Origin of the sequence: Copranaerobaculum intestinale (genome assembly GCF_009831105.1) — a bacterium.
Lineage (GTDB): Bacteria > Bacillota_I > Bacilli_A > Erysipelotrichales > Erysipelotrichaceae > Copranaerobaculum > Copranaerobaculum intestinale.
The window spans coordinates 244,859-260,086 of sequence record NZ_WUUQ01000001.1 but is presented as its reverse complement, the minus strand read 5'-3'; the positions used below and the strand labels follow the sequence as shown (position 1 = coordinate 260,086).

The window sequence follows — 15,228 nt, the reverse complement described above, 5'->3', positions numbered from 1 at the left end:
ATGGCTAATGGTGATTCTCATCTGAAAGAGTTCAGCTTTGATGCGGAAATGTTTTATGACGCATTGGTGAAAAGTACCGACAATTATGTATATATTGTTGATATGCTGACAGATGTTGCCTTGGTATCTCCGCAGATGTATGAGCGATTTGAACTTCCGGGACGTTTGGTTTCAGGATTGATTCCGATTTGGGGAAGTCTTGTGCATCCTGAGGATAAGGCAATTTATGATGAATCAATCGACAAAATGCTGAGGGGGGAGACCAACGAGCATAACGTAGAATATCAGATAAGGAACCGGAAAGGGGAATATATCTGGGTGCAGTGCCGCGGTTATCTGCAAAAGGATGATAATGGCAGGGCGATCATGTTTGCCGGAGTTGTGAACAACTTGGGTAGTAAAGGCAAGATCGACTATACAACAGGTCTGTTTACATATCGTGAATGTGAGAAATATGTGGATCATTTACTGGAAAAGAAGAAGACCGGCGGATTGCTGCTGATTGGTTTGGATGACTTTGTGCGGATCAATGATTTGAATACACATATGTTCGGTGATGCAGTGCTGCGTCAGTTTGCGCAGAGTGTACTGCAGCTGCTGCCGCCGAAAGCACGGATGTATCGTTTTGACGGCGATGAATTTGCAATCGTGCTGTCACCCGCGATTGAACAGGATATGGAGCAGCTATATCAAAAAATCCATGCTTATTGTAACCGGACTCACCGGCTCGACAACATTGATTATTATTGCACGGCTTCAGCAGGCATCGCGATGCTTGGTGCGGATGGAAACGACTATCAGGAGCTGTTAAAATGTGCCGTGAGCGCTTTGGAAATTTCCAAGCAGAAAGGAAAAAATAACGCAACCTTCTTTTCTCAGAATATTATGAATCATCGGCTTCGCACTCTGGAGCTGGGAAATGAATTACAAAACAGTGTTATTCATCATATGCAGGATTTTCATCTGGTCTTTCAGCCGTTTGTTCATGCCAACACTCTGGAATTAGCCGGTGCAGAGGCTCTGCTTCGCTGGTCCTGTGCGAAGTTTGTTGGGGTCGGTCCAATGGAGTTTATTCCGGTGCTGGAATCCAGCGGCTTGATCATACCGGTTGGTAAATGGGTGTTGGAAGAAGCAATTAAGGTTTGTTCAGAATGGATCAAATATCAGAAAGATTTCATAATGAATGTCAATGTTTCCTATTTGCAGCTGCTTGATGAAACCTTTCTTACTTATATGAAAAAGCTTTTGGATCGTTATCAGGTAGCGCCCAGTCATATCGTGCTGGAGCTTACCGAGAGCTGTTTCGTTACTGATATGGGAGCCTTGCGGGAAAGCTTTAAAAAGATACGAAACCTGAATATGAAAGTGGCAATGGATGATTTTGGAACCGGATACTCATCTCTTGGGATGCTTTCACAGATGCCGGCGGATATTGTGAAGATTGATCGATTGTTTATTTCCGCAATACATGAAAGTAAGAATGATTTTAATCGCAGTTTTATTGAATCAGTCATTCAATTATGTCACCAGGTTGGTATTACCGTTTGTGTGGAAGGCGTGGAAGTCAGCGAGGAGCTGCATGCGGCAGGTGATTTGCATGCGGACAGTATTCAAGGTTATTTTATTGCCAGACCACTTGTGAAAACAGATTTTGAAAAACGGTTTTGGGACAAAAAATAATGGTATATCATTTAAAGAAGGGAAACATTCCCTTTTTTTGTTTATATAAAGCATAAACGAATATTACACATGTTGACATATAGTGTAAATATGATATATACTGTGTTTATCATTGTTATAAACATATGGAGGAAACGTTTATGTGTGAAACAAACAAAAAGAAGCTGGAGCATATGCTGGATACTGCATTTTCATCTCGGGAACCACTGATTTTAAAGGAAATGCCGGTGAAATTTGAGAAACAAAGACTCGTAATGGAGGTTATTGCGGATGCTTTTCCAAAGCATACGGAAATGACCGAAATGGAATTGAATAAAAAGCTGAAAGCAATCTATTCTGATTATGCGTCATTACGCAGAATGCTGATTGATTTTCATCTGTTTGAACGAACAGAGGATGGTCGTTGTTATTGGAGAGTCGATTATGAAGACTGAAGCTTCACGGCGCATGAAAAATGTCCGTCAGTTACTATTGGGAAGAAGCATATCGCTGATGGGTTCTGGTATCTATACGATCTGTCTGCCGCTTTATATTTTAAAAATAAGCGGTTCGCTGACTCAAATGGGTTTCTTTTATGCCCTGACAGCGTTGCCTGCGGTAGCCTTCACAATTCCGCTCGGTATTTTTGTTGAGCGAAGAAATCATAAAAAAATACTGATCATTTGTGATGTTGTAAGCGGCACGCTTTTTTTATTTATGGCACTGCTGAGTATGAACAACCGATTAGAAATGCTTTGGCTGTATGCGTTTGGTATGATATTGGGAGTGATTGACCGTATCTTTTATTTGTCGTCATCGGTACTGTTCAGTGAGCTGAATACTTCAGACACCTTGGAGAAAATGAATGGATTGAAAAGCATCTGTGATAATACGGCCTCCGTGTGTGCTCCGATGGTTGGAACAATGCTGTTCGGCGCATTCGGTTTCACTATGGTGCTGCTGATCAACGCTTTCAGCTTTCTGTTGAGCAGCTTACAGGAAATGCTGATAGAATATCCGCGTATACAATCAACTGAAAAATCGGATAAAGTGCGAAATCAGCTGAAGGAAGGGATTCATTATGTAATTCACGCAAAGCATATTCTGGCGATGTTTCTATTGGTGATGAGTCTGAATTTCTTTGTTGCTCCCAGTGAGGAGATTTATTATCCCGGGATTTTAATTCAGCTTCATCATTTACCCGAAGCATGGTACGGATTCACCAGCGGCTGCTTTGTGATTGGAACCCTGCTCGCCGGTATTCTTGTTTATCGTATAAAGAATATGAATCTGGAACGATACATGAAAGAATTGTTTCTGGCCAACAGTTCGGTTATGGCATTTATGGGACTGTTATCCCTCATTATGCCGAGCGATTGGAAGCTGTTATTCTATCTATTGTTTTTGATTTTGATGATGATAGAAGGCATGCTGAATGCTTTTGTGAACATTCCGCTGATTTCCGGTTTTCAAAGAGACGTGGATATATCCATGCAGGCGCGCTTTTTCTCACTGCTTACCTTTTGCTCCAATTTGCTGATTCCCATAGGCATTGCATACGCAGGGATACTCAGTGAATGGCTGCGTCCCGACGGAGCATTTATCGTACAGAATTTAATGGTTATACTGCTTGTTATGATAGTTTACTATCTAAAAGATAAAGGGTCAAAAAAATTAGAAAAAAGTTAGCACTCTATACTTGACAGTGCTAAAAATGGTGTTATAATATAGTCGAAGTTAAGGTAAACCCCTTAACGAAAGTAATTTCATGTAGTATATATTGTTATGATAAACAAAGAAAAAGAGGCGATGTTTATGAAATTACTACCAGGATTCAACTTATTCGACAGTGCGTTTGACGATCTGTTTTATGATCCATTTATGAAGAAAACAGAAGGCTACATGAAGACGGATGTCACTGAGAAAGACGGCAATTATTTGCTGGATATGGAGCTTCCGGGCTATAAAAAGGAAGATATTAAATTAGAGCTCAAAGACGGATATCTGAATGTGTCAGCGGTTCGAAACAATGAAACGAGTGAAAAGGATGATCAGGGAAACATCATTCGTCAGGAGCGCTTCAGCGGTTCCTGCAGCCGTAGTTTCTATGTAGGTGAAGGTATTACTGAAAAGGATATCAAGGCGAACTATGATAATGGTGAGTTGAAAGTCATCGTTCCAAAAGAAGCACCGAAACAGGTCGAAGAAAAACGCTTTATTCCAATCGATTAATCAAAAAGGCCGCTCAAAGCGGTCTTTTTCTTTATAGTGAATATTTTCGTTCTTCGGGTGAAAATTGCAGGAATACTTCGGCACCGCTGTCAGCGATGAAACGTAAATCTTCAAGATCCTTTTCATCGACATAGACATGTTTTTCATGCCAGATCTTCTTACCGTCGGCATAATGCATGTTGCCGACATTTACGCGGTGAATCGCAATTCCGCCCTCGATCAGTGCCCGCACCGTAGCAGGAGTACGAGCAATCAAAAAGATTTTTTGACTCGGCTTGGCTTTGCCGATGATTTCAATTGTTTTTTCTATCGTGAAGAAGCGAATGCCAACCTGTGCGGCTTGTGCAGTCATTTTCATAACCGACTGCTGAATTGGATCAACGGCAGCCTTGTCATCAACCACAACAATCAAATTACAATTTAACGAGGAAACCCAGACGTTGCCCACCTGACCGTGAACCAGGCGGTTGTCGATACGAGTCAATACAATATTGGGCTCAGACATGAACCTCACCTCTTATTCTAAATTGGCATGCCGCTTATATACTTCATCCGGCGGCAGTGCTTTATCCTCCATGATCGCTGCGACAAAGGCATCCAGTGCCAACAGCAGCGATTGTTCAAAAAGCGATGCTCCCGGCTGGCCGCTTTGATGATTCTGCAGACTGACACAGACATCACTCAATTCAGCCATCGGTGAAGCGGGAGATTGTGTCCATACAATGAGCTTTGCCCCTAGTGCTTTCGCTTTCTTTGCTTTTGCCAGAATACCGGCGGTAGTTCCGGATCCGGATGCGGCGATCAGGACATCCTGTTTCGTGATTGCGGGACAGGTCACTTCATCCAGGATATGAACTTCATAGCCAAGATGCATCATCCGCATCGCAAAGGCTTTCATCATTAATAGGGAACGGCCTGCCGCAATGATGAACAAGCGAGATGAATGATCGCATATCCGCCGGCAGCCTTCGAGCGCGGCTTTATCCTCCACCTGGAAGCGGGATACTTCGGTGCGGATTAATGCACATGCCTTTTCATAATTCATGAGGAACACCCGGAAATAATATCCTTCATACGGGAAGCAACCATTTGTGGATCGTCAGCATTAGTGATGGCACTGCCGACAATCAGAATATCCGGATGCTGCTTCGCTATTTCTTCAATAGAATCCAGACGTACACCGCCTGCCACCGCGGTTTTTATCGAAACACTCTTTTTCAGGGTGATCAATTCTGCCAACGGCCCCGCTTCTTGTCCTTGAACATCCACTGCGGTATGGACGCAGAAGTAATCTGCACCTAAGGGCTCCAGCCGCTTTGCCAAGGATGAAACATTGGCAGCGATGAAATCAACGAGCACTTCTTTTTGATACATTCTTGCGCAGTCAATCGTATCCTTGATCGTCTGTTCATTAGCAAGCCCGACTACCGTTACGATATCCGCACCTGCTTCAAAAGCGCTCTTTGCTTCAATACTGGCGCCGTCGATGATTTTCACATCCGCCAGCACGGTCATATTTGGATAACGCTTCTTGATTTCACGTACGGGCTTCAGTCCCTCTTCGATAATAAAAGGAGTACCGACTTCAACGATATCCACAAACGGCTCGATTTTCTCTAACAGTTGCAGCGCTGCTTCCAGTGACAGGGTATCCAGCGCTACTTGAAGCTTCATGATGTATATTCCTTCAAAACAGCCGGATCAACCAAAGCAGCAGCGGCTTCATCTAGGATAAGAATGGCATTGGGATGCATACGGGTGAAAGATACCGGATACATAGGATCGATATGATCATTTGCGAACAGCTTCTGCAGCAGCGGCGCCTTTTTCTCACCGCTGGCAACAACAAGGAATGTTTTGGTACGCATGATATCTTCCATGCCGATTGAAACGGCTCGCTGCGGAACTTCCTCAATCGAGTTAAAGAAACGGGCGTTTGCCTGAATGGTAGATTCTTTCAGATCGACCGCATGAGTGCGCGGAAGCAGGTACGTGTCCGGCTCGTTGAAGGCAACGTGTCCGTCATCACCGATTCCGGTAATTGCGAGATCTAATCCGCCCATAGAAAACATATGCTTGCTGTAAGCGTCGCACATCTGATCGATATCTTTACTTAAACCATCCGGATAATACACATTTTCAGGCTTTACATCCACATATTTCAGGAAATGCTTCTGCATGAAATACGCATAACTGTTTTCATTTTCCGGACCGATACCGACATATTCATCCATATCAAAGGTAATCATATCCTTGAAGCTGACATTACCTTTTTTAAATTCCTCAACCAATACTTGATACATGCCGATAGGGGATCCTCCCGCCGGCAAACAGAAAATCATATTCGGTTTTTCTTTTACCATGGAGATGACAATATCCGCTGTAACTTTACTCAATTCTTCGTAATCCTTCGTAACAATAACCTTCATGTTATGTCCTCCTTCTAGTGGTTTTATTATATCACCAAATTTATTGAAGTCAATAATTTTGGTGATATAAAATATTGAAATCAATATAATTGTGTCAAAGAAAAGGATCAAGTATCATATCTGTTTCCCTTTGCTGCTTTGCATTATCAATAAAAAAACAGGCCGTTATGCCTGTTCTACATGCAAACCGCATTGCTCAATTTTTTGTAGCTCATCACGATCTGCCTGCTGGTCGGTAATCAACACTGCCGCGTCCTCAAGCCGGCAGATTACTTTGATCGCAGATTTACCGATTTTTGAATGATCCGCGACAAGGATTATCTGGTCACTTTGATGAATGAATGCCATTTTGGCTGCGTGTTCATCAATTGCTGTACTCGTTACCTGTGCTTCGGAATCGATTCCGTTCGGAGAAAGAAAAAAACGGTCACAGTGTATGGAGTTGATCATATCCAGGGTATTGTCATCGTGGCAGGAGCCATGGTTGCGATCGATCCGCCCACCGGCCAGAAACAGATCAATCTGTTCCCCCTTCATAAGAATAGAAGCCGCATGAAAATTGTTGGTAATTACCTGTACCGGTATTTTCGATTCCACCAGAGCCTGGGCGATAAAGCGGCAGGTGGTTCCGGCATCCAGCGCGATCGTCATCCCCGGTTCAATATAATGCTTTACCGCATAAGCGGCAATATTCTGCTTATCTTCATTGTATAAGGCAGTTCTGAGGTGCAAACTGGTATTGCGCGGGGTTCCCTCGGTGGAAATGGCTCCGCCCAAAACCCGCTTCAATACATGCTGTGATTCTAAGAACGTCAAGTCATTGCGTATTGTCGCTTCTGATGCATGAAGTTTTTCACAAAACTCATGGATCGTCACCACATCTTGAGTGAGCAGCATATCCCGTATTTTATCTTGTCTGATTTTTGCTTTTTTTGAATTATTCATACTATCCGTCCACTTTCATATTCCAGTTTATTATGGATAAACGGTAATGTCAAATTATGAAGGCAGGCAAATATCAGAAGAATGATAATTCGTGCTATAATACTAACAGTTATAAGGAAAGAGGAATCAACATGAATGAAACCATAGCTGCGATCGCGACACCGCTTCAGGAAGGTGCAATTTCCATTATCCGCATGAGCGGTGATGAAGCAATTTCAATCGCTGATAAAATTTGTACGCTGAAGCTGACCGACGTGCCGGCGAATAGTATTCGCTACGGTTTTATCGTGGATCCGCAATCACAAATGAAAGTGGATGAGGTACTGATTTCCGTTTTTCGATCTCCCAAGACCTTTACAACAGAGGATATCGTGGAAATAAACTGTCACGGAGGCGTGTATATTACCAGGCAGATCTTGAAGCTGTGTCTGGCGAATGGTGCGCGGCTTGCGACCCGCGGAGAATTTACCCAGCGGGCTTTTCTGAATGGACGCATTGATCTGACGCAGGCCGAAGCCGTTAACGATATGATTGAAGCTGATAATCACGCCAATGCGCAGATGGCGATGCAAGGAATACGCGGCAGTATTCGCAGGCTGCTGGATCCGCTTATCAATGATATCTTGAATATCATAGCGAACATTGAGGTAAATATTGATTATCCCGAATATGATGATGTGGTGCAGCTCACCAATGATCTGCTGCTGCCGATGGCACGAAGCTGGGTGATGAAGATCGATGAGATACTGAAACGTTCTGAAAGCGGACGATTGATAAAGGAGGGTATACAGACAGCGATTGTCGGAAAGCCAAATGTGGGCAAGAGCAGTTTGCTGAATGCTTTGCTGGAGGAAGAAAAAGCAATTGTTACGGATATTGCGGGAACGACTCGTGATATTGTTGAGGGAAACATTCAGTTGGGGAATTTCACCCTGCATTTGATCGATACTGCGGGTATTCGTGATACTGACGATACGGTAGAAAAGATCGGAATCGAACGATCTTTGAAAGCGATAGAAAACGCTCAGCTGGTAATTGTAGTGCTGGATGGCAGCCGGCCTTTGGATCAAGAGGATGAACAGCTGTTGGCAATGACTGAAGAGAAAACCCGTATTATTCTTTATAATAAACGTGATCTCATGGAAAAAACGAATGAGGAGCATCTAACTGTATGTGCCGCAAACGGTGAGATTGATCCCCTATTGACGCGGCTTCATGAATTGTATGACAAGCATTTGATCGCCTTAAAGGAACCGTCCTTGGCAAATGAGCGTCAGTCCGGTTTGATGATGAAAGCCCGCCGCTGCATGGAAACTGCGATTGAGGCGATGGAAGCGGGCTATGAACTGGATTTGATCACGATCGATATTCAGGAAGCATATACAGCTTTGAAGGAAATTTTGGGAGAAGTCCATCGTGAAGATTTACTGGATGCTCTGTTTTCAAACTTTTGTCTGGGAAAATAATCATTTATATATAGAAAGAAGGAATTGTCATGGAAGGAATCATTGATACACATGCCCATATCACTGCGGATGAATTATACGATCGAGTTGATGCGGTCATCGCTACCGCAAAGGCAGCGGGCGTTTCCAAAATACTGGCGATCGCGCAGAATCGCATACAGTGTGAGCGGGCACTAGAACTCACTGAAAAATATGATATGATCGACGTTGCGATGGGATTGTTTCCGGTCGACATGCCTGATTTAACGGAACGGGATTTTCAGGATCTGGAAGAGCTTGCTCAAGATCCCCATGTGGTCGCAATCGGTGAGATCGGTCTTGACTATTATTGGGATAAGGAACATAAGGATATTCAAAAGGCAGGGTTTATTCGCCAGATTAAGCTGGCTGAACAGTTGAATAAGCCTATTTTGGTTCATATGCGCGATGCTGCACAAGACACGTTAAGTATTCTGCGGGAACATCTGAAAACTGGAGGCATCATGCATTGTTACAGCGGGAGCGTTGAAACAGCCAAGGAAGTGTTAAAGATCGGTATGCATATTTCCTTTGCCGGTCCGATTACCTTCAAGAATGCCCGGGGATTGATCGAAGTGCCCAAGGTTGTACCGCTTGACCGCTTGTTTGTAGAAACCGACTCCCCGTATTTGACACCGCATCCGCTGCGCGGCACACAAAATGAACCAAAGAATGTCGTCCTCACGTTTCAGAAAATATGCGAACTGAAACAGATTGAGCCGGCGGATTTTATCAAAGCGATGAATGAAAATTATAAAAACTTGTTTTATAACCGAAATCGCTGAGCACAGATCATTCAATCTGTGCTTTTTTATCATCCAAATCTAAATTTCATACACTATACATGGTTAATCCTGCTATAATAAGCATAAACATGATAATGTAATGACAAATGGAGATGGGTTTATGACAGATCAGGTAAAGGAACAAGTTTTAAAGTATCTGGAAGATGCCACAATCGGGCTTGATCTTTTTGGAGAATGGAAAGAATCACAGCTGAAGGAGCTCACAGCAGGTCACCTTGCGAGTAAATTGGGGGTTAGCCGCAATCTGATATCGCATTATTTTAATGAATTTCATCATGATGGTTTGGTAGTAAAAGTCAATTCTCGTCCGGTCTATTTCTTTCATATGCAGTCACTTTGTGAGTATTTTCATACCAAGGCTGATATGCGCACCTACGATACGCTTGATGAGCTGCGTAAAAATCTGCTGCATAATGCACATCATTCATCCGCTTTTCATGATTTGGTCGGAGCGAATGAAAGCTTGAGCTACTGTATTGAACAATGCAAGGCGGCCATCACGTATCCCAACGGCGGTCTGCCGATTCTTTTGCAGGGACCGACCGGGACCGGCAAGAGCTTGATCGCCCGGCTGATGTATGATTACGGCGTCGAAAAGGAAATCATCGATAAGAACGGAAAGTTTGTGCATATCAACTGCGCTGAATTTACCAACAATCCGGAAATGCTGATGACCAATCTGTTTGGCTATAAAAAGGGCGCCTACACCGGTGCGGATAAGGATACGCAGGGTTTAATAGCTTTGGCAGAGGGCGGTGTGCTGTTTTTGGATGAGGTGCATGGCTTGAAACCGGAGTGTCAGGAGAAAATCTTCCTATTCATGGATAAAGGTATTTATCATATGGTAGGGGATAATGAAACTTGGCATGAGGGCAAGGTACGACTGATTTTTGCGACGACTGAAAATCCCGATGAGGTGCTGTTGAAAACGCTGCTGCGCCGTATCCCGATTTTGGTAAAAATCCCTCCGCTGTCTGATCGTCCCTTACAGGAAAAGAAAGAGCTGATCCATCATGTGGTATCCAAGGAAATGGAACACATCGGACGCACCGTCAAATTGTCTAAGCTTGCTTATCAAATCTTAGAAACAGCTGCTTATCCCGGAAATGTCGGAGAGTTAAAAAACTGTATCCGGGCAAGTGTTGCCAAGGCATTTCTGCGCGCTTCCAACAAGGATGAGGAAGTAGAACTGCACTTATTTGATCTGCCGGGAACAATGATCGCGGCACAGAGCGAAAATGAAACACTAGCGGAATATGATGACCGTACCATGCTGAGTGTATCGGATATTTTGAATGCCACCCGTACAGAAAGCACATTGTATCTGCTGAATCAGCAGTTCCTGCGGCTCTTTACCATGATTCCGCACAATGAAGCAGGGATGGAAGAATTTATCCACTCTACATACAGCAAGATCGAACCGTATATCGATTATCTGTTTTTCAATGAACAGACGCAGAATCTGCCGAAGTTCAAGCTGCTGAATAATCTGCTTACCAGTATTTTTAATATTTTGGCGCATAAATATAATATCGACCAGCTGTCAAATAATGAAATCAGCATCATGACGTACTTTGTCATGGACTATACACAAAATTTTACCGGACGGCAGGCACTCTTGAAGCAATATAAAAAAGAGTGCAGTGAATTTATGGATTTGATGCAGGATTACTACATTATGGATGATAAGGTGATCATGGATACAGTCCAGCTGTTGGAGGATGCATTAGATACCAAATTTGATTATCTTGGCTCGCTCGATCTGTTCCTGTTTTTTCATTATTTTGATCGGGATCAGGGACGGGCCGCAATTCCGGCAGTTATCATCGCGCACGGTTATTCGATCGCCAGCAGTATTGCGGAAACCGCAAATCAGTTATTACAGAGGCGAATTTTTGACGCGATCGATATGCCGATTGAAAGTGATTTTGAAGTGGTGGTCAAAAAGTTGCGCGAATATCTGAGCCGTCTTCCTGGATGTAAGGAAGTCGTGGTCATGGTGGATATGGGTTCTCTGCAGGAAATTTATAAACATCTGGAGAATATAAAGGATATGAATATCGGCGTCATCAACAATGTCACGACGATGCTGGCGCTGGATATCGGTACGATGATCTTGGAAAATGATCCAATCAGCTACATTTTGCGGGAGGCAAGTGAACGAAATCAGCATAACTTTGTGATTGTGGAAAACCGTCATAAGCCGGATGTGATCCTATCGGTATGTGAGACCGGTATCGGTACCGCCGAAAAGATATCCGAATTGATCGGTTCCTCACTTCCGGCATCCAGCGATATCACGATTGTTCCCTATGACTATCGCAGCTTAAAAGAAATGGGCACTAAATCACCGGTATTTGAGAAATATCATGTGCTGTTTATTGTCGGTACCTGTGATCCGGAAGTATACGATATGCCATTTATCTCGATTGAGGAGCTGATCCAACAAAAGAGCACGGATAAAACCGATGAAGTATTTGCGGATTATTTGACCAAGGATGAATTAATGCAGTTCAATAAGGATATGATCAAGAACTTCTCGCTGGATAATCTGCTGAACTATCTGACCATTTTGGATTCGGAAAAAATTATCAACAGTGTGGAGGAAATCATACGGGAGATACAGAATGATCTGAATCTGCATCTGGATTCCGGGATCGTACTGGGGCTGTATATTCATATCAGCTGTTTGATCGAACGCCTGATCATTGATAAGTATATTACGAAGTTCGATCATCTGGAGGAATTCATCCGCGATCATCAGGATTTTATTCAGGTGGTGAAAAAGGCGTTTGTGAAGGTGGAGAGCTGTTACAACGTAGAAATTCCGGTCAGTGAGATCGGGTACCTTTATGAATATATCTATAACCGTAATCGCCATAGTGTCAATGAAGAAGCGGATAGTGTCAATGGACTTTGGGAAATTTAATATTCAAAATTTATATAAAGTTAAAAAGAGCCGATAAACAGGCTCTTTTTTATGCTTCTACAAACTTTGACAAATAAGCTGGCACGCTTTTTGCTTTATGAAGAGTGAAGAATCACTCGTCAAGGAAAGGAGGAAGAAGCTTGCGTAAAATCATTTTGGCTTCACATGGTTCGCTGGCCGAGGGGATGCTAAGCGCTGGCAAAATGATCTTGCAGGACTGTCCTCAAGTAAGTGCATATGGGTTAGACACCTATGGCAGTCCCACGGATATCTATGAAATTTTGAATACTGAAATCAGCACGCATACGGATGATACCTACATCATTCTGTGTGATATCAATGGCGGCAGTGTTCACAATCAGCTGCTCCACCTGTGTGTTTATGAACATGTACAGCTTGTAACCGGCATGACGCTTTCGATGCTGCTGGAACTGGTGCTTGATCATGAACGAACCGATACGGCAGAACTGCTGGAGAAGATCATTCAGTCGGCAGGTCAGAATATGCTGATCTTCAACAGGGAGCGCGTTCAGGCAGAACTAGAAAAAGGAATCGAGGACGATAAATTATGGTAGAACTTTTAAGAGTAGATGATCGCCTGCTGCATGGTCAGGTCGCGGTAACATGGGTAGGAGCGGTCGCTCCGGACGCTATTCTCATTGCGAATGATGAAGCAGCCACCAATGAAATGAGTAAATTGGCATTGAAGATGGCAAAACCGGCTGGCGTCAAGCTGGCAATTAAAACAGTTGACGACGGCGCCGCATTGTTAAACAATCCAAACGCTCAGAAAACGAAAATCTTCGTGATCGTTAGAACGATCCAGGACGCGTTGAAAATTGTAAAGGCTACAGCCAACCAGATCCATCGGGTAAACATCGGCGGGGTAAAAAACAAGGAAGGAGGAAAAATGATCGCCGCAGCGGTTTGTCTGGATGATCAAGATCTGAAAGATTTAAAAGAATTAAAGACTTTGGTTACTGATTTAGAGCTGCGTATGGTTCCGTCAGAGAGCCGTACGAATATTGACAAATTTCTATAATAAAAAGGAGGAGTAGAAATGATTCAGGCATTACTTGTCGGATTGACAGTTTTGATTTTGATGTTCTTTGAGAACTGGCTGTCCTATCCAATGATTTCTCGACCGCTGATTGTGGGAACCGCAATCGGTATCGCATTAGGGGATATTAAGACCGGTGTCCAGGTCGGTGCTTCACTGGAACTGGTATTCATGGGGGTTATGGCTATCGGCGGTACGGTTCCGCCTGATCCGGTTTCCGGAACCGCGGTTGGTACGGCATATGCGATTATTCTCGGTAAAGGTGTAGAAACCGCCTTCGCATTGGCAGTACCTACTTCTATTCTGTGCCAGATGCTGTTCGTTCCGTTTGTCGCAACTCGTTCCATTTATACACCGTTCATCGATAAGATGATCGAAAAGGGAAACTGGAAAGGTATCCAGCGTTTATTCCCAATCGTTTCTATTACCAATGAAGTCTGCAGTGCCGCTGTCTGTGCCTTGGCAGTTGGCTTAGGATCTGATGCAATCAAATCCTTTATCGATGCAGTTCCGCAAACGCTGTTAGATGGTATGGGCGTATCTGCCGGTATGTTAGGTGCTGTCGGATTCGGCTTACTGTTAAAAATGATGTGGCAGAAGAAACTTGCCGTTTATTATTTCTTAGGATTTATTATGGCTTCTTATTGCGGTATGCCGTTGATGGCAATCGCAATCGTAGGTATCATCTTAGTTATCATCCTGTACTTTGAGGGTGAAACAGCGAAACGTAAGACTGCCCCGGCATCCGCTGCGGCAGGTGCTGATGCGGGAGAGGAGGACTTATTCAATGATTAGCGAAAGATTTGGTCTAAAAGGCGAAGATGCGAAAATGATGGCCAAAGTCATGCGCCGCTCCCACCAGAGTGATGCCGTATATACTTGGGAGAAATTCCAGGCAATGGGCTATGTATGGTGTATGATTCCGGTTATCAACCGTTTATATGATAAAAAAGAAGATCGTGTTGAAGGATACAAGCGTCACTGGGAGCTGTATAATACAAATCCTACAGTCGGCGGATTCGTAATCGGTCTGTCCGCTGCCATGGAAGTACAGGCAGCCAATGATCCAAACTTTGATAAATCTTCCATCAGTGCAGTAAAAACTTCCCTAATGGGTCCATTTGCCGGTATCGGTGACTCTATTTTCCAGAGTACATGGCGTGTCATCACCATGGGTATCGGTTTATCACTTGCCAAGGACGGAAGTCTGCTCGGCCCGATCATGTTCTTATTGCTGTATAATTTGGTTGCTGAACCTTGCCGTGTCCTGCTGCCTTATGTAGGATACAGTCTTGGATCAAAATTCATGACACAGGCAGAAGAAAGCGGAATTATGAGCTTCGTTACCAAAGCTGCCAGCATCGTCGGATTAATGACAGTCGGGGCAATGACGGCTACCATGGTTTCCCTACAAATCGGTTATGTCTTTAAGATGAACGGAGCTACACAGTCCATCCAGGAAATGATCGACTCTATCTTCCCATGCGCACTGCCATTACTGCTGACACTGGGATGCTTCAAGCTGTTGAATAAGAATGTAAAACCGACTACCCTGATCGTTGCGATCATGATTCTTGGCATCGTCGGAAAATACGCAGGTATATTCTAAAAATACTCCCTATCTTTACTTCCCACTTCTGGCTGAACGACCGCTTATCGGCGGTCTTCAGCACGCTTATGAAAA

General features: G+C 43.7%; 16 protein-coding genes. 11 read left to right on the top strand and 5 right to left on the bottom strand.

The features are described 5' to 3' along the window. The 4 genes from GSF08_RS01300 to GSF08_RS01285 all read left to right on the top strand — a co-directional run bounded on the left by GSF08_RS01300 (position 1) and on the right by GSF08_RS01285 (position 3,891). The gene (locus GSF08_RS01300) at positions 1 to 1,680 is read left to right on the top strand and encodes a bifunctional diguanylate cyclase/phosphodiesterase (RefSeq protein WP_160624069.1); all 1,680 of its coding nucleotides are present in this window, start codon (positions 1 to 3) and stop codon (positions 1,678 to 1,680) included. Between the two features lie 140 nt (positions 1,681 to 1,820). After that, positions 1,821 to 2,114, top strand: coding sequence for a DUF2087 domain-containing protein (locus tag GSF08_RS01295; protein WP_160624068.1), 294 nt, complete (start codon positions 1,821 to 1,823; stop codon positions 2,112 to 2,114). Continuing rightward, positions 2,104 to 3,348, top strand: coding sequence for an MFS transporter (locus GSF08_RS01290; RefSeq protein ID WP_160624067.1), 1,245 nt, complete (start codon positions 2,104 to 2,106; stop codon positions 3,346 to 3,348). Before GSF08_RS01295 ends, GSF08_RS01290 begins: the two co-directional genes overlap by 11 nt. 126 nt (positions 3,349 to 3,474) lie before the next feature. Beyond that, on the top strand, positions 3,475 to 3,891 hold the full coding sequence (locus GSF08_RS01285; RefSeq protein WP_160624066.1) for an Hsp20/alpha crystallin family protein: 417 nt from the start codon (positions 3,475 to 3,477) through the stop codon (positions 3,889 to 3,891). 31 nt (positions 3,892 to 3,922) lie between these two features. On the opposite strand, the gene agaB is transcribed toward GSF08_RS01285, so the two are convergent. The 5 genes from agaB to GSF08_RS01260 form a co-directional block, all read right to left on the bottom strand. After that, entirely contained in the window at positions 3,923 to 4,396 is a 474-nt protein-coding gene (gene agaB / locus GSF08_RS01280) for a PTS galactosamine transporter subunit IIB (protein WP_160624065.1), read from the bottom strand. Between the two features lie 12 nt (positions 4,397 to 4,408). After that, positions 4,409 to 4,936, bottom strand: a complete 528-nt coding sequence (hxlB, locus tag GSF08_RS01275) for a 6-phospho-3-hexuloisomerase (protein ID WP_160624064.1) — start codon at positions 4,934 to 4,936, stop codon at positions 4,409 to 4,411. Then, positions 4,933 to 5,565: a 3-hexulose-6-phosphate synthase gene (gene hxlA, locus GSF08_RS01270; RefSeq protein WP_160624063.1), complete on the bottom strand. Its 633-nt coding sequence runs from the start codon at positions 5,563 to 5,565 to the stop codon at positions 4,933 to 4,935. Before hxlA ends, hxlB begins: the two co-directional genes overlap by 4 nt. After that, positions 5,562 to 6,320, bottom strand: a complete 759-nt coding sequence (gene nagB, locus GSF08_RS01265) for a glucosamine-6-phosphate deaminase (RefSeq protein WP_160624062.1) — start codon at positions 6,318 to 6,320, stop codon at positions 5,562 to 5,564. Before nagB ends, hxlA begins: the two co-directional genes overlap by 4 nt. A gap of 165 nt (positions 6,321 to 6,485) precedes the next feature. After that, entirely contained in the window at positions 6,486 to 7,265 is a 780-nt protein-coding gene (locus tag GSF08_RS01260; protein WP_160624061.1) for a DeoR/GlpR family DNA-binding transcription regulator, read from the bottom strand. Between the two features lie 131 nt (positions 7,266 to 7,396). Between GSF08_RS01260 and mnmE the strand changes: the two genes are divergently transcribed. The 7 genes from mnmE to GSF08_RS01225 all read left to right on the top strand — a co-directional run bounded on the left by mnmE (position 7,397) and on the right by GSF08_RS01225 (position 15,153). Further along, on the top strand, positions 7,397 to 8,731 hold the full coding sequence (mnmE, locus tag GSF08_RS01255; RefSeq protein WP_160624060.1) for a tRNA uridine-5-carboxymethylaminomethyl(34) synthesis GTPase MnmE: 1,335 nt from the start codon (positions 7,397 to 7,399) through the stop codon (positions 8,729 to 8,731). Positions 8,732 to 8,760: 29 nt separating this feature from the next. Next, the gene (locus GSF08_RS01250) at positions 8,761 to 9,534 is read left to right on the top strand and encodes a TatD family hydrolase (RefSeq protein ID WP_160624059.1); all 774 of its coding nucleotides are present in this window, start codon (positions 8,761 to 8,763) and stop codon (positions 9,532 to 9,534) included. Positions 9,535 to 9,655: 121 nt separating this feature from the next. Continuing rightward, positions 9,656 to 12,484, top strand: a complete 2,829-nt coding sequence (locus GSF08_RS01245) for a sigma 54-interacting transcriptional regulator (RefSeq protein ID WP_160624058.1) — start codon at positions 9,656 to 9,658, stop codon at positions 12,482 to 12,484. A gap of 140 nt (positions 12,485 to 12,624) precedes the next feature. After that, entirely contained in the window at positions 12,625 to 13,059 is a 435-nt protein-coding gene (locus GSF08_RS01240; protein WP_160624057.1) for a PTS sugar transporter subunit IIA, read from the top strand. Further along, positions 13,053 to 13,526, top strand: a complete 474-nt coding sequence (locus GSF08_RS01235) for a PTS sugar transporter subunit IIB (protein WP_160624056.1) — start codon at positions 13,053 to 13,055, stop codon at positions 13,524 to 13,526. The genes GSF08_RS01240 and GSF08_RS01235 overlap by 7 nt, the downstream gene beginning before the upstream one ends. An 18-nt stretch (positions 13,527 to 13,544) precedes the next feature. Further along, positions 13,545 to 14,339 (top strand): PTS mannose/fructose/sorbose/N-acetylgalactosamine transporter subunit IIC, encoded by a 795-nt coding sequence (locus GSF08_RS01230; protein ID WP_160624055.1) that lies wholly within the window; start codon positions 13,545 to 13,547, stop codon positions 14,337 to 14,339. After that, positions 14,332 to 15,153, top strand: a complete 822-nt coding sequence (locus GSF08_RS01225; protein ID WP_160624054.1) for a PTS system mannose/fructose/sorbose family transporter subunit IID — start codon at positions 14,332 to 14,334, stop codon at positions 15,151 to 15,153. The genes GSF08_RS01230 and GSF08_RS01225 overlap by 8 nt, the downstream gene beginning before the upstream one ends. Positions 15,154 to 15,228: the final 75 nt, after the last annotated feature.

What these genes read in the sequence shown, in the direction of transcription:
- GSF08_RS01300 (WP_160624069.1), top strand. Translation starts at nt 1, where the DNA reads ATGGCTAATGGTGATTCTCATCTGAAAGAGTTCAGCTTTGATGCGGAA.
- GSF08_RS01295 (WP_160624068.1), top strand. Translation starts at nt 1,821, where the DNA reads ATGTGTGAAACAAACAAAAAGAAGCTGGAGCATATGCTGGATACTGCA.
- GSF08_RS01290 (WP_160624067.1), top strand. Translation starts at nt 2,104, where the DNA reads ATGAAGACTGAAGCTTCACGGCGCATGAAAAATGTCCGTCAGTTACTA.
- GSF08_RS01285 (WP_160624066.1), top strand. Translation starts at nt 3,475, where the DNA reads ATGAAATTACTACCAGGATTCAACTTATTCGACAGTGCGTTTGACGAT.
- agaB (WP_160624065.1), bottom strand. Translation starts at nt 4,396, where the DNA reads ATGTCTGAGCCCAATATTGTATTGACTCGTATCGACAACCGCCTGGTT.
- hxlB (WP_160624064.1), bottom strand. Translation starts at nt 4,936, where the DNA reads ATGAATTATGAAAAGGCATGTGCATTAATCCGCACCGAAGTATCCCGC.
- hxlA (WP_160624063.1), bottom strand. Translation starts at nt 5,565, where the DNA reads ATGAAGCTTCAAGTAGCGCTGGATACCCTGTCACTGGAAGCAGCGCTG.
- nagB (WP_160624062.1), bottom strand. Translation starts at nt 6,320, where the DNA reads ATGAAGGTTATTGTTACGAAGGATTACGAAGAATTGAGTAAAGTTACA.
- GSF08_RS01260 (WP_160624061.1), bottom strand. Translation starts at nt 7,265, where the DNA reads ATGAATAATTCAAAAAAAGCAAAAATCAGACAAGATAAAATACGGGAT.
- mnmE (WP_160624060.1), top strand. Translation starts at nt 7,397, where the DNA reads ATGAATGAAACCATAGCTGCGATCGCGACACCGCTTCAGGAAGGTGCA.
- GSF08_RS01250 (WP_160624059.1), top strand. Translation starts at nt 8,761, where the DNA reads ATGGAAGGAATCATTGATACACATGCCCATATCACTGCGGATGAATTA.
- GSF08_RS01245 (WP_160624058.1), top strand. Translation starts at nt 9,656, where the DNA reads ATGACAGATCAGGTAAAGGAACAAGTTTTAAAGTATCTGGAAGATGCC.
- GSF08_RS01235 (WP_160624056.1), top strand. Translation starts at nt 13,053, where the DNA reads ATGGTAGAACTTTTAAGAGTAGATGATCGCCTGCTGCATGGTCAGGTC.
- GSF08_RS01230 (WP_160624055.1), top strand. Translation starts at nt 13,545, where the DNA reads ATGATTCAGGCATTACTTGTCGGATTGACAGTTTTGATTTTGATGTTC.
- GSF08_RS01225 (WP_160624054.1), top strand. Translation starts at nt 14,332, where the DNA reads ATGATTAGCGAAAGATTTGGTCTAAAAGGCGAAGATGCGAAAATGATG.